The sequence below is a fragment of the Pseudomonas sp. LTJR-52 genome, from assembly GCF_003691465.1.
Lineage (GTDB): Bacteria > Pseudomonadota > Gammaproteobacteria > Pseudomonadales > Pseudomonadaceae > Chryseomonas > Chryseomonas luteola.
The window spans coordinates 2,907,293-2,929,410 of sequence record NZ_CP033105.1; the positions used below are offsets into that span (position 1 = coordinate 2,907,293).

A 22,118-nucleotide genomic window follows, 5' to 3' on the forward strand; every position below is an offset into this window, starting at 1 on the left:
GCTACCCAAGCATTTACGTTATGCCAAGCTCTTGCTTACCACTTCATACACATCACTCGAGAGCTGACCGCTTGCCATGATCCGCTCCAGTTCCCCACGCATGAGTTGCTGGCGGGTTTCATCGTACTTGCGCCAGCGGGTCAACGGCGTTAGCAGGCGGGATGCAATCTGCGGATTCAAGGCATTGAGCGTAATGATCTGATCAGCCAGGAAGCGATAACCGCTGCCGTCTTTTTGATGGAAATTAATCAGGTTCTGGTTGGCGAAGGCGCCGATAAGTGCACGAACCTTGTTGGGGTTCTTCAAGGTGAAGGCAGGATGCCCCATCAATGCCTTGACACGGTCCAAACCACCCGGACGGTAACTGGCCGCCTGCACACTGAACCAGGAGTCCATGACCAGCGGATCATTCTTATAGCACTCGGCAAAGCGCTCCAGAACCTCGGTCTTCTCTGCCTCGAAGTCGGAGTTTACCAAGGCTGACAGCGCCGCCAGGCGTTCCGTCATGTTGTCACAGTTGTCGAACTGCTCCAGAGCCGCTGCAACCACTTCCGGCTTGCGGCTCAGCATGAGATAGCCTAGTGCGATGTTCTGCAAACTGCGGCGGGCAATATGATCCGCCTGGGCAACATACGGCGTATTGCGTGAGGTTTCGCGGTTCGCCTGATAGCGCTTCCAAAGCGGCTCATACAACGCCTTAACCAACTCATCACGAGCGAAGTCACGGGCAGCATGGATAGCATCGATATCGGCGACCTCAGACAGCTCGACCAGATACGCCTCCGTTGGAAGCGCCAGCATTTCTGCCACCATAGCCTGATCCAGGCGCTCATCTTCCAGTACCGTGCGCAGCGCCTCGACAAGACGCTGGTCGAGTACCATCACCTCACCCTTCTGCTGCTGAATGATCAGCTCCTGCAAGACCTGTACAGCCAGTTGCTGACCAGCATCCCAACGATTGAACCCGTCGGAATCGTGCTGCATGAGGAACATCAGCTGCTCACGTGTATAGGGGAAGCTAAGCTTGACCGGTGCGGAGAATCCGCGCAGCAATGAGGGCAGCGGTTTTTCCGTAATACCTTCGAACGTAAAGGACTGCTCGACCTCGGTTACGGCAATCACGCGATCCGTTACAGCGTCTTCCGTCTCACCAGCAAGGCGTAGCGGCAATTCTTGCCCTTGCCCCCCCAACAGCCCTAACTTGACCGGAATTACGAACGGCTCCTTGGTGGACTGGCCAGGGGTTGGCGGGCAGCTCTGGCGGAAGGTCAGCGTATAGGTTTTGGCCTGTTCATCAAAGGCTTCAGCCACCTCCAGACGCGGTGTACCGGACTGGCTGTACCAGCGCTTGAACTGAGTGAAGTCGGCGTCGTTAGCATCTTCCAAGGCCTTGACGAAATCCTCGACCGTGACCGCCTGGCCATCATGGCGCTCGAAGTACAGATCGGTCCCCTTGCGGAAACCATCTGCACCTAGCAGGGTGTGCAGCATGCGCACCACCTCAGCACCCTTTTCATAGACAGTCAGGGTGTAGAAGTTGGAGATCTCGATAAAGGAATCCGGGCGCACCGGGTGTGCCATCGGACCGGCGTCCTCTGCGAACTGATTGGTCCGCAGAAAAGCCACGTCCTCGATACGCTTGACTGTTTCCGAGTTCATGTCGGAGGAGAATCCGGCATCACGGAATACGGTAAAGCCTTCCTTCAGGGACAGCTGGAACCAGTCACGGCAAGTGACACGGTTACCCGACCAGTTATGGAAGTATTCATGGGCAACGATAGCCTCGACCCGCTGATGCGCGGCGTCTGTGGCAGTGTCCGGGCTCGCCAGAACAGCGCTGGAATTGAAAATGTTCAGCCCTTTGTTTTCCATGGCGCCCATGTTGAAGTCGTTTACCGCAACGATCATGAAAATATCCAGATCGTACTCGCGGCCATAGACTTCCTCATCCCAACGCATGGAGCGCTTGAGGCTGTCCATGGCATGCTGCAGCTTGCCGATGTTTTCCGGCTCCACATAGATCCGCAGGGCTACATCGCGTCCGCTTCCTGTGGTGTATGTATCCTCAATACACCACAGGTCACCGGCTACCAGCGCGAACAGATAAGACGGCTTCTTGAAGGGATCTTCCCAGGTCGCCCAGTGACGTCCGCCCTCTTCCTCACCGCTGGCAATCGGATTGCCATTGGAAAGCAGGATCGGATACTTGACCTTGTCCGCCTTGATGGTTGTGGTAAATACGCTCATCACATCCGGGCGGTCGAGGTAGTAGGTGATCTTGCGGAAACCCTCGGCCTCGCACTGCGTACAGAACATCTTGCCAGAGGTATACAGGCCTTCCAGCGCCGTATTGGTTTCCGGATGGATGCGTACAGTGGTGCTGAGAGTGAAGTTGTTGCCACAGGGCTGGATCGTCAGGTGATCGGACTCGACCTGATACTCATTAGGCGTCTGGGGCTCGGCATTGACCGATAGGCTCAACAGCTCAAGCTCTTCCCCCTGCAAAACAAGGGGTGGCAGACCGGCGCCTCGGTCAGGGTTACGCCGCATATGCAACTCGGCATGAACGAGCGTATGGTCATCGAACAGCTCGAACGTGAGATGCGTCTCGTCAATGAGGTACTCAGGGGCCTGATAGTCCTTGAGATGTATCGTCTTCGGTTGCTCGGTGCGCATGACGTAACCCTTATGCTAATTCACGACGGCGGTTGTACCGCGGCGGCTTAATGATGCACGGCCAGCTGGTAAGCTGTGTATTTGCGAATATTAATGACCCCGGTATCAAACATCAGATATTGACCCTTGATACCAAGCAGTGTGCCTTCTACTACAGGCGTCTTCTCCAGATCGTGGCTAACAATCTTGGTGGGATACACCGTAACCGGATAATGAATCTGAAGCGGCTCCATGTCGACTATTGGTTGGATCGCCTGCAGGCCAAAACGCTCCTGAAGCACGTGCATCCCTTGCGCACAGGCATCCAGAATCTGGTCGCGCAGCGCAGCGAGGTCCGCCTGCTCTGCCTCTCCCTTGAGCATAGCGCGCCAGTTGGTGCGGTCTCCTACCTGGCTACGAAAAAGGTCCTCCACCAGACCCGATTGCTGCCGGGTAGCCACACGCAAGATGGCTAGCGCCTGATGAGCACCCTGGTCGATCCAGCGAGTAGGTATCTGATTGGCACGCGTAATACCGACCTTAAGCCCTGAGGAGTTGGCCAGATAGACGATATGGGGCGTCATGCAAAAAGACTCTCCCCACTCCGGCTCGCGACAGGTGCCATGCTCGAAATGGCACTTTTCAGGACTCATCATGCAGCTATCGCACTGGGCAAGGGAGGTAAAACAGGGATAACAGTAACCCTGACCGAAGCTCTTCTTGGTCTTGCGGCCACAATGGGTGCAATGGATTACACCCAGGTACTCCAGACGGATTCTTTCGCCAATCAGCGGATTGATGGGAACCTCTGTTTCGCCCAGGCGAAACGAATACTGCACGGGCTCGCCGAGACGCACCGTCATCTTGCTTAGCGCGCCGCGCCCTAACTCTGTCATGGTGTTGCACTACCTTTTAAAATGAAAGCGCCACGGTTTAGGCCGCGGCGCTTGGAACTGCGGTGATGCGAGAATCAGTGAATCGCGTCGGACTTGAAGAGAAGATTGGGAATAGGCTCGGACTTTGAGCTGCATTCCTGTGGTCCCATGTAGCCGACTCGCTGGTCCTCCGGGACATGCCTGGCCTCATAGGCAATGACTGCCTGCAAACTGAGCTCGACCTGCTCGCGCGTCAGCTTGCGGCCATCCGGCCATTTACCGATTTCTACGGCGCGTTTTAGGTTCTCGTAGATTTCCGGCGTGATGTTATCGAGCATCTGGGCAAAGGGTGTGGACATGCTCCCGCTCCTGCTAAGTAGAAATACCTGCAAATAAAGGCTTAAGTGTAGCGGGAGGCGAATGCTTGCGCACAGCCATCCGGCAAGGCATGGCCTCTCCTGCAAGAAGCCATGCAAATATTCTAATTGGCGTCGGGTTGCGTTATTTTCAACTGCTGCGGCTGGGCATCTTTCACCGCAATCGGCTTGCCAAGCGCAACCCACTCACCTGACGTCGGATTTCCCTGCCGAGAGATACGCGCAACCAGCTGAACCTGATCAAAACCTGACAGCTTCAGCTGCGGCATCATCGCATCTGCGTCACTCAGCGATACCCTGGCAGGCAGGTCCGCTACTGTCAGACGCTTTACTGCCAATGGCATGGGTGGCCCTGATACAGCGCGGGCAAACACGAACACGGTATCACTCGCCTTGACACGTGAGCTCACGCCTGGATCAAGACTTACCGTGACGCTCAGGGTAACTGATTGAGTAGCACTGACTGAAGATACAGCTTCGCCGCTAGCGCCCATATAGCGCCGGGCCCGCTCGATACCACTTTGAATAGCCTTACGGGACGGATCACCAGTAGGCAGCTGATCGACCAAGGTTTGCCAATGAGTGATTGCACCGGCGTAATCCTTCTGCTCGAACGCCGCTATGCCCAGGAGCCCAAGCGTAGTCATCTCCTTGGGATTGGCCTTGAGCGCTTCGTCAGCCAACGTCTTGACCTCCGGGGTCAAGACTTTACCGTCCGCAAAATACTGCGCCTGCGCCAGCTGCCCTAGCAGCTCAGGTTGACGCCCGGCCTGCTGGACTGCCTGGGTAAACGCATGAGCAGCCTCGCTGAAACGCTCCTGGCTCATATAGGTACGACCCAGCAGATACCAGCCTTCAGAAGACTCAGGCTGGACGGCAACCGCGCGCTCTAGCCGGGAAGTCATTTCATCCATGGAGCGCGGCGGCTGGCTGAACTCGCGAGTGAGCTCGACCCGTTCGCTGGCACCCCAATGCAGGTAGAGTCCAAGTCCAACGAGCGGAACGATTAACGCCACGATCAACGGCGCAGCGCGCCCGCCTTTAGCGCTTGTGGCGTCAGTGTCTGCCTGCTGAGTGTCGGAAAGCAGCTCACGTGCAGCTTCGGAGCGGGCTTCTTCCCACTGCTCAGCAGTCAACAAGCCTGCAGCGTGTTGCTGGGAGAGCTCTGTCAGTCGCTCCTCGTAAAGCTCAACGTTGACGGCGGCACGGTCTTTACCAGAGGCAACGTGCTGACGGCGTATCGCGGGAATCAGGAGGAAGCCCAAGGCAACGAGCAGCAGCAGCCCTATGGCGAGCCAGAAATCGATCATCAGGAATCTTTCTTTTTCAGAAGTGATGCAAGGCGTGCCTGCTCATCGGCAGACAATGGAGCATTGGATGGCAAGGTTTGTTGCTGGCGACGTCGAACAATGATCAGGATGATACAGAACCCTAAGATTAAAAACGCAGCCGGCCCATACCAAAGCAGCCAGGTCCGCTGTTCAACAGGCGGCCTGTACATGACGAACTCACCATATCGCGCCACCAGATAGGTGATGATCTGCTCATCGCTTTTACCTTCGTTCATCAGACGATGAATCTCTCCTCGCAAATCAGCGGCGATGGGTGCATTCGAGTCGGCGAGGTCCTGGTTCTGGCACTTCGGGCAGCGCAATTCACGCGTCAGTGCTTGAAAGCGTTCGCGCTCGGCATCGTTTGTGTACGCGAAGGTTTCGATGGCGGCCTGTGCAACGCCTATCCATACAAACAGCAATAATAGCGATGCTCTTATCCGTCGGATCATGGCGCCTCCATGAGCTGCTGGTAACGCGGCGCCAGCTCATCACGCCACACCTGTTGGCTTACAATGCCTACATGCTTGTAACGGATGACGCCTTTGCTATCGATCAGATAGGTTTCTGGTGCGCCGTATACACCCAAGTCCAGGCCCAGGCTGCCTTTGTCGTCGCGAACGTTGAGCTGATAAGGGTTGTGGAATTCCTTCAGCCACCTCAATGCGCTGGCATTATCGTCCTTGTAATTGATGCCATAGATGGCGATGCCCTGCTCTTTGAGCGTATTCAGAACGGGATGCTCCTCCCGGCATGCGACACACCAGGTGCCCCATACATTGACCAGGGCCGGCCTGCCTTGAAAGTCAACCTGAGTCAGGGTTCGGCCGGGGTCGTCAACAGCAGGCAATGAGAACGCCGGCAGTGGCTTGTCGATCAGTGCGGACGGTAGCTCGGATGGATTCAGATACAGGCCCTTGAACAAAAAGCCAGCCATGACGAGAAAAAGGACGAGTGGAATCAGCAGAACCAGGCGACGCTTCATGCCTGCGCCTCCTTGAGCCCCAGGGACCGACTGGCACGCTGGCGCACCTTGAGTCGATAACGTTTGTCCGACATGGAAAGTAGTCCACCTAGCGCCATCAGCACGCCTCCCAGCCATATCCAGCGTACGAATGGCTTGATATGGATGCGGACTGCCCAGGCCCCGTCTTCCAACGGCTCACCAAGCGCCACGTATAAATCACGCATAAGCCCTGCATCGATGCCTGCCTCGGTCATGACCGAGCGCTGTACTACATAAAGACGCTTTTCCGGATGCAGAACCGCAACATTCTGATTGCCTTTCGAGACCCGCAGAGTGCCATAGTCCGACTTGAAGTTAGGCCCCTCGAAATGCTGAGTGCCATCGAAAATGAAGTGATAACCTGCCAGCTCGACCGACTCCCCTGGCGCCATGCGCAGGTCGCGCTCAGCGGAGAACTGGGTAGAGAGCACTATCCCTAATGCCAACACCGCAAGCCCCAGATGGGCAGCCTGCATCCCCCAGTAACTGCGACCGAGGCTGCGAATACCCTTGAGCCAACCTTTATGGCGCGTCTTGTCCTGCAGATCGCGAAGGCCAGCCAGTACAACCCAGGACGCCAACGAGCACGCCGCCAGCACCGCCCAATGAAAGTCGCCCAGCATGAAGGCTGCCAGCACGCCAAGAACAACGCTGACAATGAGTATCGGCATGAGCATACCCTGCAACCAGCGCACAGGGGTGCTCTTCCAGCGCACCAGTACGCCGATTGCCAGTGCAATCATCAGTATGACCATCAGCGGTACAAACAGGGCATTGAAATAAGGCGGACCAACAGACAGCTTGGCACCGCTTAGCGCATCAATGACCAGCGGATACAGCGTACCCAGCAGGATCATGGACGCCGCTACGACCAGAATGAGGTTATTGATCAGTAGGAGCGTTTCCCGAGACCACAACTCAAATCCAACCTGACTTTTAACGACAGGTGCCCGCAGGGCAAACAGGGTTAACGAGCTGCCTACCACGACCAGAAGGAAGGCAAGGATAAACACCCCACGGGTGGGATCTGAAGCAAACGCATGGACAGAGGTCAGCACGCCTGAGCGAACCAGGAACGTACCCAGAAGACTCAAGGAAAACGCAGCAATTGCCAGCAATACCGTCCAGCTCTTGAAGACCCCACGTTTTTCCGTGACGGACAACGAATGGATAAGCGCTGTCCCGACCAGCCACGGCATGAATGATGCGTTTTCTACCGGGTCCCAGAACCACCAGCCACCCCAACCCAGCTCGTAATAGGACCACCAGGAACCCAGGACAATACCGATACCCAGGAATGTCCAGGCCACCAGCGTCCAGGGCCGGGACCAGCGGGCCCAGGCCGCGTCCAGGCGCCCGCCCAGCAAGGCCGCGATGGCAAAGGCAAAGGCGACGGAAAACCCCACGTAGCCCATATACAACATAGGCGGGTGCACAATCAGCCCAACATCCTGCAACAAGGGATTCAGGTCATTTCCATCCACAGGCGACTGGGGCAGCAGGCGTGAGAATGGATTGGACGTCATGATCAGGAACAATAAGAAGCCTGAGCTGATCATTCCCATGATGGACAGAACCCGCGTCAGCATGTCTTCGGGCAATTGCCGGGAGAAGATGGAAACAGCAAACGTCCAGCCGCCAAGGATCAGAGCCCATAGCAGCAGCGATCCCTCATGCGCACCCCAGACTGCACTGAATTTGTAGTACCAGGGCAATAGACTGTTTGAGTTCTCCGCCACATAGGTCACTGAGAAGTCGTTCGTCAGGAATGACCAGGTCAGGCAGCCAAATGAAAAAAGAAGGAAAGCGAATTGTCCCCAAGCCGCCGGCCGCGCAAGCCCCATCCATTGCCGGTTGCCTCGCCATGTGCCCAGCAAGGGAAACGTCGACTGGACCACAGCCATGCACAGCGCAAGTATCAGAGCCAGGTGGCCTAGTTCAGGAATCATGAATTTCTCGCATTACATTAAAAACAAAAATGCAGAGCCCGGCAGCATCAGCTGCCCTTCTGGTTACTAAACTGCTGGTAGGCGCCACTGTCCTTGAGGGCCTTGGTTACTTCAGGCGGCATGTAATTTTCGTCGTGCTTTGCCAACACTTCGTCGGCATCGAGCACACCGGATGCATCGAGCTTGCCTAACGCGACGATCCCCTGCCCTTCGCGAAACAGATCCGGCAGGATGCCATGGTACCTAATGGAAATGTGTTGAACGCCATCACTCACGATGAAGCGCACATCGAGCGAGTCGGCCGATCGCTGGAGAGAGCCCCGCTCGACCATACCGCCCGCCCTGATACGAGTGCCCACGGGGGCTTCACCCGAAACGATCTGGCTGGGCGTGTAGAACAGGTTGATGTTCTGTTGCAATGCCGACAAAGCCAGGGCCACGGCGACCCCAACGCCAGCCAGAATCGCCAGAATGATCAAAAGACGTTTTTTACGGACAGCATTCACGGGTTCATCTCCCGACGCAGGCGGCGTGCTTCGCTCTGCAGATAACGACGGTGTGCCAGCCGTGGCATCACGATATTGATTATCAGGACCAGTGCAGTGATTCCGTAAGCTGACCACACATAAGGTCCGTGATGACCCATGGCCAGAAACTCGCTTATCGAATGAAACGTCATGTTTTACCCCTTTTACCAAGGCTTTCTTCAACCACTGCCTTGGCCCAAGACGTTCGTGATTCGCGGCGTAAGATTTCAAGACGCATGCGCATCAGGACAACAGCACCGAAGAAACAATAAAAACCAACCACCATTATCAGAAGCGGAAGCCACATCTCGATGGGCATTGCCGGTTTTTCGGTAAGCGTGAACGTGGCAGGCTGATGTAGGGTGTTCCACCATTCAACGCTGTATTTAATGATTGGCAGGTTGATAACACCTACGATGGCGAGTACCGCGCAGGCCTTGGCCGAACTTTCCCGATTGGAAATAGCCTGCCCCAACGCAATGATGCCGAAATACAGGAACAGCAGGATTAACATGGAAGTCAGCCGTGCATCCCACACCCACCAGGCACCCCAGGTTGGCTTGCCCCATATCGACCCGGTTACCAGCGCAACAAAAGTCATCCAGGCGCCTACGGGTGCTGCGCATTTGAGTGCGACATCGGCCAGCTTCATTTTCCAGACCAGGCTTACTACCCCGGCAATTGCCAGAAGCAGATACCCCGACTGCGCCAAAAATGCAGCAGGTACATGGATATAGATGATGCGAAAGCTATTACCCTGCTGATAATCCTGCGGCGCAAAGACCAGGCCCCATACCGTGCCTACCATAACGAAGCATGCCGCCGCCCACGCCAGGATGGGCAACCACCGGCTACTGATCGCATAAAACCATTTGGGCGAGCCCAGTTTATGAAAAAACGTCCACTTCATGACTGTTCCACATTATTCACCCACACTGATCCGTAACCCAGCGCCAATAGCGAACGGAGAGAACGTCAGCGATAAAACCATCAAACTTCCCAGCCACAAAAGCTGTCCTGCGGCGGGCATTCCATGAAGAGAGGCTTGCAATGCACCGCTGCCCAGAATGAGCACCGGAATGTAAAGCGGAAGAATAAGCAGAGCCAGCAGCAACCCGCCCCGCTTGAGCCCTACAGTCAGCGCTGCACCTACAGCACCTAGCAAACTCAGTACAGGCGTACCGAGCAGCAACGATAGCAGCAGCACCCCCAAACACTGGACAGGAAGCCCTAGCATGAGCGCCAGGACAGGCGAGAGTACGATTAGCGCCAGCCCGGTAAACACCCAGTGCGCCATCACCTTGGCCAATACCAGAACAAAGAGTGGATGCGGCGAGAGCACCCATTGCTCAAGTGAGCCGTCCTCAAAATCGCTACGAAACAGGCCATCCAGTGAAAGCAATACCGCCAACAAGGCAGCGACCCAAATCAACCCTGGCGACAGCTCTTTCAACAGCTGGCTTTCAGGTCCCACCGCCAGGGGAAACAGGGCAATCACGATCGCAAAGAACACCAACGGATTGGCCAGCTCCACCGGGCGTCGGCATAGCAGTAGCGCTTCACGTTTAAGCAGAAGCACGAAGAACCCGCTCATGAGACCCCCTGCCCTAGCTCTAGCTGGCGATAGCGCGTCGGCGTTTGCGTCATTTGATGATGCGTAGTAAGCACCACTGCTCCACCCTGTTCACAGTGCTGGCTCAAGTGCTGCTCAAGATGCTCCACCGCTTGGCGATCGAGAGCCGTAAACGGCTCATCAAGTATCCACAAGGCAGGAGGGTCAAGATACAGGCGAGCCAATGCGACACGACGCTGTTGTCCGGCAGAAAGCGTATGGCAGGGAACATCCTCGAAGCCAGACAGCCCTACGTTGTCCAGAGCCTGCCAGATCGCTTCCCGAGTGGCGGGCTTGTTCAAGGCGCACAACCATGTGAGGTTTTCCTCGGCAGTCAGGAGTCCTTTGACTCCAGTCGCATGACCAAGCCAGAGTAACTGGCTGAACGGCTCGTGTCGCTGCCTACCAGCCAGACGCACCTCACCGGCCGTTGGGGCCATAAGCCCTGCCAAAAGACGTAGCAGACTAGTTTTACCGCTGCCATTCGGCCCCATTATCTGCAGCATTTCACCAGATTCGAGCACAAGATCCAGCTGCTCGAACAGCACACGCTCGTCACGCTCACAGGTGAGCGCAACGGCTTCAAGACAAGGGGGTATCACTACACGCAACCATTGGCATCAAGTCGGAACGGAATCGGCCGCTATAGTAGGCTGGAAACAAGACCAAGCCCGTCAATTGGCCAGCATTATACACATCACGCCAGCCTGGACGACCGACTGCATGAAACTATCAGAGTGGCTACATGGCTGACATAGGCACTATCCGCCCCGCTTCTGCCCCAGCTATCCCAACGCGGGCTGCGTTACCCGCCGAGCCGGTCGTGCGGATTACCTTGCCGACAGAAAGCCCTCTGCTGCCCGGCGAAACAGCCCAGGCGCAAGTTGTTGCCCTTAAGCAGAACCTGCAGAGTTTTCAGTTATTGCTGCAGTTGACGCTTGCCAATGGACGTCAACTTACCCTACCTGCGGAAAGCACTTCACCTCTGCCAACCGGTTCGCTACTAAACATCATGGCGTTATCGTCTACCCGCCTGGCTGTACAGATCGAGGCCAAGGCAGAGACGCCTTTGAAAAGCCTGGATACCAAAGCGCTTCCGCCAGGCACCCTGCTGCAGACGCGAGTGGTCAGCAGTCAACCAGCCGACGCCTCTGAGGGGCAGATATCCTTCAAATCCGTTGTGACATTGCTCAACGGTGCCCTTGCAGGCAAACAACTGATAATCGAATCGCTAAATGCCCTTAAGCCCGGCAGCCTGATAACGGTTGCGGTACGCGATGCACAGCAGGTTGCTCTGGTGCCCTCCAGCGGAAGACTCGATCAAATTGAGCTGGGACACCAGTTGACGGCTCAGTTCCAGCGACAAGGCTCGCTGGCCCAATTGTTTCAAGCTCTGCCGCTACTCACGGACTCGCCCGCCACGCGCGGCGTGTTGCGCGATACGCTTGGTCAGCTGCTCGCCTCCGTACCCGAGGTTGAAGAACTCAAGAACCCTAATGTCGTAAAAACCTTGTTCGAGCGAAGCGGCATTTTGCTGGAGCGACACCTTATTTCAGGGGAGACCGAACGGCTGCCGCAGGACTACAAGACGCTCCTGCTCCGCCTGATCGGTCAACTGAGCCAGACCACAACGACCTCCACTTTTCCTCCTCAAGTCGGCGTGCCAAACCTGCCAGGAAGCCTGCGTAATGCTCTAACGGCATTAGGGCAAGGGAACCCCAAACATGCTGCGTTGAGCTTTCCTCTGCCGTCACGGATAGTTAGCTCGCTGCTGCAGGGAGGCATGGAGCTTGAAGAATTGCTCAAGTTGGCAACAGCAGCCCTATCACGCCTGCAAACTCACCAGCTGTCTGGCGTTGAACAGACACAGCACTACTCGGACGGGTCCATGCTGCTTACCTGGCAAGGGGAACTCCCCATGCGTAACGGTGAGCGCATCACCTGCCTGCAATACAAGCTGCAGGAGGAACGCCCTTCCAAAAGCGCTGGCGAACTGCGTGACAGCATCTGGAAGCTCGACCTTGCCTTTGATCTTGAGCCGCTCGGCAATATGCAGGTCGAGGCCAAACTTGCTCGCGGTACGCTTTCGAGCCAGTTCTGGGCCGAGCAGAAGGAAACCGCCGCGCTCATTACCCATGAGCTGGAGCATTTCAAGGAGCGATTGCTGGAGGCTGGGCTTCTGGTAAGCGAGCTGCAATGCACGCTGGGAAAACCGGTGCGTGGACTACGCACGCACATTGAAGAACGCTGGATAGATGAAAACGCATGACTACTTCGAAGCAGGCTATCGCACTGGTCTATGACGGCCAGACCGCTCCCACCCTAACAGCCAAAGGCGATGCAGATCTTGCCGAAGCCATCCTGGCGTTGGCCAGAGAGCACAAAATCCCTATCTATGAGAACGCTGACCTGGTACGCCTGCTGGCACGCCTTGAGCTTGGCGATGCCATTCCTGAAGCGCTGTACCGCACGATTGCCGAGATCATCGCGTTCGCCTGGTACCTGAAAGGCAAGCATCCGCAAAACATGCCCTGCAGGCAGGAAGGCCCCACCCTACCGGCGCTACCCGTCAAATACTAAGCACTTTATCCTGAGCATAAAAAAGCCATCAGTAAATAACTGATGGCTTTTCGGTAAATGAAGAAATGCGAAAGGCCTGTCGGATATAACGCCAGACCTTATGACAGGCGTGCAAAGCACACTCTGTCAGGATTGCTGACGCGCCTTATGCATCTTGCTGATCAGCTCGGCCTCGGCTCGTGAAAGCCCGCAGGACTGGGTCAGATCATCGACGCTGGCACCCAGTCCCACAAGACGGGCAGCCTGACTGAACGACAGGCTTGCCGGATCGCTTTGTTCGATACGAGTCAGCCTGTCAGGCAGGGGTCCAACAATCTCATTGATCTCATGCAATTGCTCCCCCATACGGACCGTGCCGGCCTGATAGGTTTCCAGCCGCTTGGCTAGAGCCCTCAAGCGCTTTTCGGTTGTTTCCTCATGCTGGGCAAGCTTTGACGCCTGCCGTTTAAGCTCCTGCCATAGCAGAAAGCAAGCACCTGCCAGCCCGAGACAAATGAACACCAGCACGATCAACGCTGCCAACATTAGATACTTTCCAACTCAGACCATTCTTCTTCGCTCATCATCTTATCCAATTCGACAAGAATCAGCAGCTCGCCGTTCTTGTTGCAAACGCCCTGGATAAACTTGGCGGATTCATCGTTACCCACGTTTGGCGCGGTTTCGATTTCAGACTGACGCAAATAAACGACTTCAGCCACGCTGTCGACAAGAATACCAACGACTTGCTTGTCGGCCTCGATAATCACGATACGGGTGTTATCCGTGATCTCGGCAGAGTCCAGGCCAAAACGCTGACGTGTATCAATTACCGTCACGACATTACCGCGCAGGTTGATGATACCCAGCACGTAGCTTGGAGCACCTGGCACCGGTGCTATTTCCGTATAGCGCAGCACTTCCTGAACCTGCATGACATTGATACCGTACGTCTCGTTGTCCAGACGGAAGGTTACCCACTGCAGGATTGGATCTTCGGAACCTTGTGCAGACGTTTTCTTCATTTTCCCAGCCTCGTTGATACCGCCTTGGCGGTCTTAGCGGTCTTCCCGCCTTGGTTGATCCAGAATCGACCCCTTAAGCGTAGGCCAACCCTTCTATTGTTTCCTTTGCTTTGCAGCACCGCTTTCAATCAGCGCCGCAAGCGCCGATACATCCAGCAAGGCACACATATGCTCAATTACCGTTCCCGCCAGCCATGGCCGCTGGGATCGTTGCGTTCGCCACTTGACCTCGGCAGGGTCCAGGCGTATCGAACGACTGACCTGATGTACCGCAATTCCCCAGTCATACCCTTCAACCGAGATAACGAACCGAAGGCCTTCCTTGAAGTCTTCGCGGTAGCGCTCAGGCATGACCCAGCGCGCGGCATCCAATACCTTCAAATTACCCTGCGGGCTGGGCAGGATGCCCAGGAACCAATCGGGCTGACCAAACAATGGCGTCAGCTCGCGGCCTTCCAGTGAATGAATCGTTCCCAAACATATCAGCGGCACAGCAAGGGTCAGCCCCGCCACGTCGAACAACAGACATTCAAACGGCTCTTCAGCCCATTCCGGCCTTCCGTCGTCGCTTACCTTGAAAGGCTGCACCTGCTGCTCGACAGCCTGAACAGTTCTTAACGGAATAACGGTATCAACAACTTTTTCCGGCTCTGCCACTACAGGCTTAACAACCGGCACCACAGGCAGGCTGGCGGGCTCGGCAAGCTTCTGGGCAGGCGTTTCCCTGATTTGGGCATCGCGTGCCTTCTCCTCACGTACAGCCGCCTCGAACTCGTCTAAAGACACGCTCTGAACCGTAGGCGCAACAGGATCAGACGCAGACACGGGCGCCGCTTCAACCAACGAGACGACAACCGCCTCATGCTGGAGGACGGCAGGCGTCTCTACCGGCAGCTCGAGTGTCGCCTCCATCAGCAGCGCATCCAAATAGGACTGCAAAGCCAGCTGTGGACGAATTTCAGTGCTAGTAGAACGGCTCATGTCACGTATCACACTTCAAGATTGAAGAAACTATCGGCTGGATACCGCAAAAACTTGAGTACTGCATCACCATGTCTTCACGCGACGTTCATCGAGGCAGGCTGCATATCAAGCAGATGCTTAAGCAACGCCTTATATGCAATGACACCACGACTATTCGCATCGTTCTGCGAGGGGGTCATCCCTGCACGGCTGGCATCCCGCAGCTTGGTATCGATGGGAATGAACGCTTGCCACAGGTGCTCGACATAATTGTCCCGGAGGTACTTAAGCGTCCCCAGCGAAGCCTGGGTACGCCGGTCGAACAGAGTCGGTACGATCGTGTAAGGAAGCGCCTGCTTTCTGGAGCGGTTGATCATGGCCAATGTATTGACCATACGCTCCAATCCCTTGATCGCCAGAAATTCCGTTTGCACGGGAATGACCAACTGCTGGCTTGCCGCCAATGCATTGACCATCAGAATGCCCAACAAGGGCGGACTGTCGATCAGGGCATAATCAAAATCATTCCACAGCTGCGCGAGGCTTTTGGAAATCACCAGCCCCATGCCATTCTGTCCTGGCGATTGCCGCTCCAAGGTCGCCAGCGCCGTACTGGCCGGCAGCATTGAGATGCGCTCATGGCTGGTCGGTAGCAGAAGTTGTTTGGGTAGCCCGTCCGGAACCTGCCCCTGATGCAGGAACAGTTCGAAGGCGCTGCGCTCCAGTCGATCCGGATCCTGTCCAAAATAACTCGTCAAGGAGCCATGGGGGTCAAGATCGACTATCAGGACACGCTTGCCCGAGTCAGCCAGAAGCCCTGCCAGCGAAACAGACGTTGTTGTCTTGCCTACCCCGCCCTTTTGATTGGCTATTGCCCAAACTCTCACGTTTTACCCTCCCCAGGCAGCGTACTGCATTGCCAAGGCCAAGCCGCTGGACATACCAGCGGCGGAGATTTGACAGCGATTGGTTCTACCGCTTACTTGGAGGGAGCAGGTGCACTTTGCGTGCCATTTCTGCCAGAAGCGGAGCGCTCCTGAAAACCACTCACGCCACGGTGAATGTCGACATTTCGTGAAATGAGCAACACCACCCGACGGTTCCGCGCCCTGCCCTCAGGGGTGGAGTTATCTGCTATTGGTTGATAGCTGCCATACCCGACCACGGCGAGCCGTTCGGGTGTAACGCCATCACCAATCAGCAGCCGAGCAATACTGGCGGATCGCGCCGCTGAAAGCTCCCAGTTGGTAGGATATTGGGGCGTACTGATGGGAATATTGTCAGTAAACCCTTCTACCTGAATCGGGTTCTTGTAAGGCGCCAGAATTTTGGCAACCTTCGCCATCAAGCCAAAGGCTGGATCGCCTGGAATGGCATCCCCGCTAGGAAAAAGCAGATTGGAATTCAGCTCGATTTCTAACCAAGTCTCGGTTGCCCTCAGAGTCATCTGATCCGAGTTGATGAGATCGCCAAAGGCGTTCTGCATACTGGTTGCTATCTGCTCAAGCGGATCGACTGCTTGAGTAGTCGCCGGCGCGTTATCCGATGCAGGCGTATTCTGCTCGATGGTAGGCTGAACGCTGCGAGGCACCTGATCCCCAATAGGAATAGGTTTCATGGAGCGATCCGGCTCTGTAAAGATACCGGTCAGCGTCTCGGACAGAATTTTGTACTTGCCCTCATTGATGGATGAGATGGAATACATCACAACAAAGAAAGCAAACAGCAAGGTGATGAAATCCGCGTAGGACACCAGCCAGCGTTCGTGATTTTCATGCTCCTCGTGTCGACGGCGACGCATCGGTTTACTCCATAAAGCCTTGCAGCTTGAGTTCGATAGAACGAGGGTTTTCACCTTCGCCAATAGACAACAAACCTTCCAGAAGCATTTCCCGGTAGCGAGTCTGACGCAGCACCATGCCTTTGAGCTTATAGGCAATCGGAAGTAACAGCAGGTTAGCGAATGCGACCCCATAGATTGTGGCTACGAATGCAACAGCGATCCCGTTACCCAACTGGGACGGATCTGCCAGATTCTGCATGACATGGATAAGCCCCATCACGGCGCCGATGATACCAATAGTAGGCGCATACCCACCCATGGCCTCGAACAGCTTGGCCGCCTGGATATCACGATCTTCCTGGCCATACATATCGACTTCCAGAATGCTGCGAATGGCTTCAGGCTCGGCGCCATCGACCAGTAGCTGCAGACCTTTGCGGGCGAATGGATCACGTTCGGCATCCACGAGCGGCTCAAGCCCCAGCAGACCTTCCTTACGGGCGGACATGCTCCAGCCGATGATGCGATTGATACCGGCTGGCATGTCGACTCTTGGCGGCAGGAAAACCCAACTAAGCATTGTCAGGGAACGCTTGAGAACACGGATAGGCGTCTGCAGCATGGCTGCACCGCATGTGCCGCCCAGTACGATCAGGGCAGCAGGTCCGTTGAGTAGAGCGGCGATGGTGCCGCCCTCAAGAAAATTACCTCCAATGATGGCAATAAAGGCCAACAGGATGCCAATCAGGCTCAAGACATCCACACATCATCTCCCTAAGGCATGGCGGCAAGCCAAAACCTGTCAAATTCAAATCCGGCGCCGCTCTTGCCTGGCAAGAGCGGTACCATTACATGCACGCGTCAGTAATGTGTCGACCGATGTCGTCAAGACTGTAGACGGCATCTGCCAGATTTGCCTTGACCACGGCCATGGGCATGCCATAAATCACGCAGCTGGCCTCGTCCTGCGCCCAGATCTGGCTACCGCCCTGCTTGAGCAGGCGAGCACCTTCACGGCCATCGGAGCCCATGCCGGTCAGCACCACCGCCAATACCTTGTCCGGGAAAACCTTGGCCGCCGAGCCAAAGGTGATATCGACGCAGGGCTTGTAATTCAGTCGCTCATCGCCCGGCAATATCTTCACGCCGCCACGCCCGTCCAGCATCATCTGCTTGCCGCCAGGCGCCAGTAGCGCCAGCCCAGGACGAAGCTGATCGCCATCCTCAGCTTCCTTGACAGAAATCTTGCACAATTTGTCTAGACGCTCTGCAAACGCCTTGGTAAAGGCGGCAGGCATATGCTGAATCAGCACGATTGGCGCTGGAAAATTGGCAGGCAATTGGGTCAATACCCGTTGCAACGCCACAGGACCACCGGTCGACGTACCGATAGCCACCAGCTTGTAATTCTTGCGCCGTGGCGCAGCACTGGTCACCGACGCTGAAGCCGAGGAGCCTGCCGGATGTACCGAAGCAGTCCGCGCCGCCGCGCGAGGGGTTGTCGAGGTGGGTGCAGGCGCATGGGCCGACCCACTTCCAGACGATAACCGGCGGTTGCTGCGCGCAATGGTATGGATCTTCTCGCACAACAAGCGCTTTACGCTCTCGGGATGGCGGGAAATATCCTCAAAATTCTTGGGTAGATAATCTACCGCCCCCGCATCCAGCGCATCGAGCGTAACCCGAGCGCCTTCATGCGTCAGCGACGAAAACATCAGAACAGGCGTCGGGCACTTCTGCATGATGTGCCGAACGGCCGTAATGCCATCCATGAAGGGCATCTCATAATCCATGGTAACAACGTCGGGTTTCAACGCCATCACCTGATCAATCCCTTCACGCCCATTGGTCGCCGTACCGACGACCGTAATATTGGGATCACCCGCCAGGATTTCAGTCAAACGGCGGCGGAAGAAACCCGAATCATCCACCACCAACACTCTTACAGCCATATGACACTCCTAACGGCGGGGCTTCGACTCAAATACCGCGGCGCGCGTAGCGCTTGAGCATGCTCGGTACGTCAAGGATCAATGCGATCCGGCCATCACCTGTAATGGTAGCTCCCGACATACCCGGCGTTCCTTGCAACATCTTGCCTAATGGCTTGATGACTACTTCTTCCTGACCTACCAGTTGATCCACAACAAAACCGATGCGTTGCGTACCGACCGACAGGATAACAACGTGACCTTCCTGCTGTTGCTCATCGTAAGCCGCATCCTTGACCAGCCAGCGCTTGAGGTAGAACAGCGGCAGTGCTTTGTCGCGAACCACGACCACTTCCTGACCGTCGACCACATTGGTGCGCGAGAGGTCCAGGTGGAAGATCTCGTTCACGTTGACTAGTGGGAATGCAAAGGCCTGATCGCCCAGCATTACCATCAGGGTTGGCATAATCGCCAGGGTCAGCGGGACCTTGATCACAATCTTGGAGCCCTGCCCCTTATTGGAGAAGACGTTTACCGTGCCGTTAAGCTGGGTAATCTTGGTCTTCACCACGTCCATGCCCACACCGCGACCGGAAATATCGGAGATTTCGGTCTTGGTTGAAAAGCCTGGTGCAAAGATCAGGTTGTAGCATTCAAGATCGGTCAGACGTTCCGCCGCATCCTTGTCGAGCAGGCCTTTTTCAACAGCCTTGGCGCGCAGAGCGTTGGGGTCCATCCCTTTGCCATCGTCGGAAATGGCCAACAGGATATGATCGCCCTCCTGCTCCGCAGACAGAACGACACGGCCGGCACGGGCTTTGCCATTCTTCTCGCGCTCGGCGGGCTCCTCGATTCCATGGTCAACTGCGTTGCGCACCAAGTGCACCAGCGGGTCAGCCAAGGCCTCTACCAGGTTCTTGTCGAGGTCGGTTTCTTCACCCACAAGCTCAAGGTTGATTTCTTTCTTCAGGTTGCGTGCCAAATCACGAACCAAACGCGGGAAGCGTCCGAATACTTTCTTGATTGGCTGCATGCGCGTCTTCATGACCGAGGTCTGAAGATCCGCTGTCACAACGTCCAAGTTTGATACAGCCTTGGCCATGGCCTCATCGCCGCTGTTCAGCCCAAGACGAACCAGACGATTACGCACCAGCACCAGCTCGCCGACCATGTTCATGATCTCGTCGAGACGGGCGGTGTCCACACGCACGGTTGTTTCAGCTTCGCTGGCAGGCTTCTCGCCTGCCGGGGCAGCCGCCGCACGTGGTTCAGCCTTCGGTGCTGCGCTGACCGCCGGTGCCGGGGCCGCTGCAGGCTGGGGCTTCGCCACAGGAGCAGATACCGCCTTGGCAACCGGAGCGGGTGCAGGTGCTACAGGAGCAGCCGCAACACCACCATCGAAACGGCCTTTTCCATGCAGCTCATCCAGCAGAGATTCGAACTCGTCATCCGTGATTTCATCACCTGACTTGGCTACCGGAGCAGCAGCCTTGACAGGTTCGGACGGCGCTGCAACAGCAGCATCAAACTTACCTTTGCCGTGCAGCTGATCCAGCAGAGATTCGAACTCGTCATCCGTGATCTCGTCACCTGACTTGGCTACCGGAGCAGCAGCCTTGGCAGGCTCGGACGGCGCTGCAACAGCAGCATCGAACTTACCTTTGCCGTGCAGCTGATCCAGCAGGGATTCAAACTCGTCATCGGTGATTTCGTCGCCAGATGCAGGTACGGCCGAGCCAACGGCTGCCACAGGTGCAGGCTCATTCCCGATTGCATCGAGGAGTCGGTCAAACTCATCGTCACTTACATCACTGGCAGCAGGTGCCTGGGCAGCAACCACAGGGGCCTGAACCAGCTCCACAACAGCGGGAACAGGTTCGGCGCCTTCAGGCTCCGCCAGACGTGCCAAGGCAGCCAGCAGCTCAGGAGTAGCCGGTGTCGGCTCAGTACGCTCACGTACCTGGCCGAACATTTCGTTTACCGTATCCAGAGCTTGAAGGACAACGTCCATCAGCTCGGCATCAACGCGGCGCTCACCCTTACGCAGGATATCGAACACGTTTTCGGCAATGTGGCAGCACTCAACAAGGGCGTGCAGCTGGAGGAAGCCTGCCCCTCCCTTTACCGTGTGGAATCCACGGAAGATGGCGTTGAGAAGATTCATATCATCCGGGCGGCTTTCGAGTTCCACCAATTGCTCGGACAACAATTCGAGAATCTCGCCGGCCTCTACCAGGAAATCCTGGAGGATTTCTTCATCGGCGTCGAAGCTCATTCATGCACTCTCCAAAAAGGCCAGGTTTAGAAACCAAGGCTGGACAGAAGGTCATCTACGTCATCCTGGCTGGATACGACGTCTTCTCTTTTATCGGCATGAATCTGCGGACCTTCACCCTTCGAAGACTTTTCTTTTTGAATTTCTTCGATGGCCTTGACGTGGTCGTGGCTAATTCCTGCATAACGATCCACCTGACCGGCCATACGGACCAGCTTGACGAGATCGCGCTCGACTTGTGTGACAAGGTTCGTCACACGCTTGATGACTTGACCGGTAAGATCCTGGTAGTCCTGAGCCAGCAGGATGTCGTTCAGCAGTGAAGACAGCTTGTGTGCGTCCTCATCGCTGCGCCCCAAAAACGCACCGACGCGCTTAGCCAGCTCGCGGAACTCCTCGGCACTGAGCTCGCGCCGCATGAAGCGGCCCCACTCGGCGTGAAGGTCATGAGCGTCCTTACCAAATGATTCGATAAGCGGTGTGCTGGCATCGACCAAGTCCATGGTACGGTTGGCAGCACGCTCCGTCATTTCCACAACGTAGCTTAGGCGATCGGTAGCGTCTGCAATGTTTGTGACTTCATTGGCATAGGACGCCTGGGGATCGATCTGGAAGTTGACGATCGCGTTGTGCAACTCACGCGTCAGCTTGCCGATTTCCTGATACAGACCACGATCTCGCACCTGATTGAGCTCATTGATGAGCTGCACTGCCTGGCTGAAATTGCCATTCTCAAGGCTGGCAACCAGCTCTTGGGCATGCTTTTTCAGGGTCGATTCCAGGTCTTCGAATGATTTACTGCCAAGGTCCATAACATCCTCGAGATGGTTATCAGCCGTTGACCCGCTCAAAGATCTTGTCGATCTTTTCTTTGAGCACCTGGGCAGTAAACGGCTTTACAACGTAACCATTCACACCCGCTTGAGCTGCCTCGACAATTTGTTCGCGCTTGGCTTCGGCCGTTACCATCAGAACAGGCAGGTTCTTCAGGCGTGCATCGGCACGGACTTCCCGTAGCAGGTCGATACCGGTCATGCCGGGCATGTTCCAGTCCGTTACCAGGAAGTCGAAGTTGCCGCTTTGCAGCATCGGCAACGCCGTCAAGCCGTCATCGGCCTCGGTAGTGTTGGTGAACCCCAGATCTCGCAGCAGATTCTTGATGATGCGTCTCATGGTGGAGAAATCGTCCACGATGAGAATTTTCATATCTTTGTCCAAGTCGACCTCCATCCTTACCCCAGACATGCCTC

24 protein-coding genes are annotated in these 22,118 nt (G+C 56.0%); 2 read left to right on the top strand and 22 right to left on the bottom strand.

Annotation, left to right across the window (positions count from 1 at the left end; all coding sequences use genetic code 11):
* Nucleotides 1-18: 18 nt before the first annotated feature.
* The 12 genes from pepN to ccmA form a co-directional block, all read right to left on the bottom strand.
* Complete coding sequence (gene pepN, locus EAW52_RS13580) at nt 19-2,676, bottom strand: aminopeptidase N (protein WP_122042850.1); 2,658 nt, start codon at nt 2,674-2,676, stop codon at nt 19-21.
* A gap of 47 nt (nt 2,677-2,723) precedes the next feature.
* Complete coding sequence (locus EAW52_RS13585; RefSeq protein ID WP_177411912.1) at nt 2,724-3,551, bottom strand: DUF2797 domain-containing protein; 828 nt, start codon at nt 3,549-3,551, stop codon at nt 2,724-2,726.
* Between the two features lie 74 nt (nt 3,552-3,625).
* Nucleotides 3,626-3,889, bottom strand: a complete 264-nt coding sequence (locus EAW52_RS13590) for a YeaC family protein (protein WP_010797960.1) — start codon at nt 3,887-3,889, stop codon at nt 3,626-3,628.
* Between the two features lie 122 nt (nt 3,890-4,011).
* Complete coding sequence (gene ccmI / locus EAW52_RS13595; protein WP_122042852.1) at nt 4,012-5,217, bottom strand: c-type cytochrome biogenesis protein CcmI; 1,206 nt, start codon at nt 5,215-5,217, stop codon at nt 4,012-4,014.
* Entirely contained in the window at nt 5,217-5,687 is a 471-nt protein-coding gene (locus EAW52_RS13600) for a cytochrome c-type biogenesis protein (RefSeq protein WP_372238921.1), read from the bottom strand. The genes ccmI and EAW52_RS13600 overlap by 1 nt, the downstream gene beginning before the upstream one ends.
* Entirely contained in the window at nt 5,687-6,223 is a 537-nt protein-coding gene (locus tag EAW52_RS13605; protein ID WP_122042856.1) for a DsbE family thiol:disulfide interchange protein, read from the bottom strand. Before EAW52_RS13605 ends, EAW52_RS13600 begins: the two co-directional genes overlap by 1 nt.
* Nucleotides 6,220-8,193, bottom strand: coding sequence for a heme lyase CcmF/NrfE family subunit (locus EAW52_RS13610; RefSeq protein WP_122042858.1), 1,974 nt, complete (start codon nt 8,191-8,193; stop codon nt 6,220-6,222). Before EAW52_RS13610 ends, EAW52_RS13605 begins: the two co-directional genes overlap by 4 nt.
* Before the next feature lie 47 nt (nt 8,194-8,240).
* Entirely contained in the window at nt 8,241-8,699 is a 459-nt protein-coding gene (gene ccmE, locus EAW52_RS13615; protein WP_122042860.1) for a cytochrome c maturation protein CcmE, read from the bottom strand.
* Nucleotides 8,696-8,872 carry a heme exporter protein CcmD gene (gene ccmD / locus EAW52_RS13620; protein ID WP_010797954.1) on the bottom strand — a complete coding sequence of 59 codons (177 nt, stop codon included), beginning with the start codon at nt 8,870-8,872 and terminating at the stop codon, nt 8,696-8,698. Before ccmD ends, ccmE begins: the two co-directional genes overlap by 4 nt.
* Nucleotides 8,869-9,630, bottom strand: coding sequence for a heme ABC transporter permease (locus EAW52_RS13625; RefSeq protein ID WP_122042862.1), 762 nt, complete (start codon nt 9,628-9,630; stop codon nt 8,869-8,871). The genes ccmD and EAW52_RS13625 overlap by 4 nt, the downstream gene beginning before the upstream one ends.
* A 12-nt stretch (nt 9,631-9,642) precedes the next feature.
* Nucleotides 9,643-10,314, bottom strand: coding sequence for a heme exporter protein CcmB (gene ccmB, locus EAW52_RS13630; RefSeq protein WP_122042863.1), 672 nt, complete (start codon nt 10,312-10,314; stop codon nt 9,643-9,645).
* Complete coding sequence (gene ccmA / locus EAW52_RS13635; protein ID WP_122042865.1) at nt 10,311-10,934, bottom strand: cytochrome c biogenesis heme-transporting ATPase CcmA; 624 nt, start codon at nt 10,932-10,934, stop codon at nt 10,311-10,313. Before ccmA ends, ccmB begins: the two co-directional genes overlap by 4 nt.
* Before the next feature lie 143 nt (nt 10,935-11,077).
* Between ccmA and EAW52_RS13640 the strand changes: the two genes are divergently transcribed.
* Together EAW52_RS13640 and EAW52_RS13645 are read left to right on the top strand one after the other, a co-directional pair.
* Nucleotides 11,078-12,601: a flagellar hook-length control protein FliK gene (locus EAW52_RS13640; protein ID WP_122042867.1), complete on the top strand. Its 1,524-nt coding sequence runs from the start codon at nt 11,078-11,080 to the stop codon at nt 12,599-12,601.
* Entirely contained in the window at nt 12,598-12,912 is a 315-nt protein-coding gene (locus EAW52_RS13645) for an EscU/YscU/HrcU family type III secretion system export apparatus switch protein (RefSeq protein WP_122042869.1), read from the top strand. The genes EAW52_RS13640 and EAW52_RS13645 overlap by 4 nt, the downstream gene beginning before the upstream one ends.
* Nucleotides 12,913-13,038: 126 nt before the next feature.
* On the opposite strand, the gene EAW52_RS13650 is transcribed toward EAW52_RS13645, so the two are convergent.
* The 10 genes from EAW52_RS13650 to EAW52_RS13695 all read right to left on the bottom strand — a co-directional run bounded on the left by EAW52_RS13650 (nt 13,039) and on the right by EAW52_RS13695 (nt 22,074).
* The gene (locus EAW52_RS13650; RefSeq protein WP_122042871.1) at nt 13,039-13,437 is read right to left on the bottom strand and encodes a DUF2802 domain-containing protein; all 399 of its coding nucleotides are present in this window, start codon (nt 13,435-13,437) and stop codon (nt 13,039-13,041) included.
* A complete protein-coding gene (locus tag EAW52_RS13655; RefSeq protein WP_010797947.1) occupies nt 13,437-13,916 on the bottom strand; it encodes a chemotaxis protein CheW in 480 nt (159 codons plus the stop codon). Before EAW52_RS13655 ends, EAW52_RS13650 begins: the two co-directional genes overlap by 1 nt.
* Before the next feature lie 93 nt (nt 13,917-14,009).
* Nucleotides 14,010-14,897 (bottom strand): CheW domain-containing protein, encoded by an 888-nt coding sequence (locus tag EAW52_RS13660; protein WP_122042873.1) that lies wholly within the window; start codon nt 14,895-14,897, stop codon nt 14,010-14,012.
* Between the two features lie 77 nt (nt 14,898-14,974).
* On the bottom strand, nt 14,975-15,766 hold the full coding sequence (locus tag EAW52_RS13665; RefSeq protein ID WP_122042875.1) for a ParA family protein: 792 nt from the start codon (nt 15,764-15,766) through the stop codon (nt 14,975-14,977).
* Between the two features lie 92 nt (nt 15,767-15,858).
* Nucleotides 15,859-16,680 (bottom strand): flagellar motor protein MotD, encoded by an 822-nt coding sequence (gene motD, locus EAW52_RS13670; RefSeq protein WP_010797944.1) that lies wholly within the window; start codon nt 16,678-16,680, stop codon nt 15,859-15,861.
* Between the two features lie 4 nt (nt 16,681-16,684).
* Nucleotides 16,685-17,425, bottom strand: coding sequence for a flagellar motor protein (locus tag EAW52_RS13675; protein WP_122042877.1), 741 nt, complete (start codon nt 17,423-17,425; stop codon nt 16,685-16,687).
* Between the two features lie 85 nt (nt 17,426-17,510).
* Nucleotides 17,511-18,614: a chemotaxis response regulator protein-glutamate methylesterase gene (locus EAW52_RS13680; RefSeq protein ID WP_122042879.1), complete on the bottom strand. Its 1,104-nt coding sequence runs from the start codon at nt 18,612-18,614 to the stop codon at nt 17,511-17,513.
* Between the two features lie 28 nt (nt 18,615-18,642).
* A complete protein-coding gene (locus EAW52_RS13685) occupies nt 18,643-20,868 on the bottom strand; it encodes a chemotaxis protein CheA (RefSeq protein WP_122042881.1) in 2,226 nt (741 codons plus the stop codon).
* A 26-nt stretch (nt 20,869-20,894) separates the two neighbouring features.
* Nucleotides 20,895-21,680 carry a protein phosphatase CheZ gene (locus EAW52_RS13690; RefSeq protein ID WP_019365142.1) on the bottom strand — a complete coding sequence of 262 codons (786 nt, stop codon included), beginning with the start codon at nt 21,678-21,680 and terminating at the stop codon, nt 20,895-20,897.
* 19 nt (nt 21,681-21,699) lie between these two features.
* Complete coding sequence (locus EAW52_RS13695) at nt 21,700-22,074, bottom strand: chemotaxis response regulator CheY (RefSeq protein ID WP_173869067.1); 375 nt, start codon at nt 22,072-22,074, stop codon at nt 21,700-21,702.
* Nucleotides 22,075-22,118: the final 44 nt, after the last annotated feature.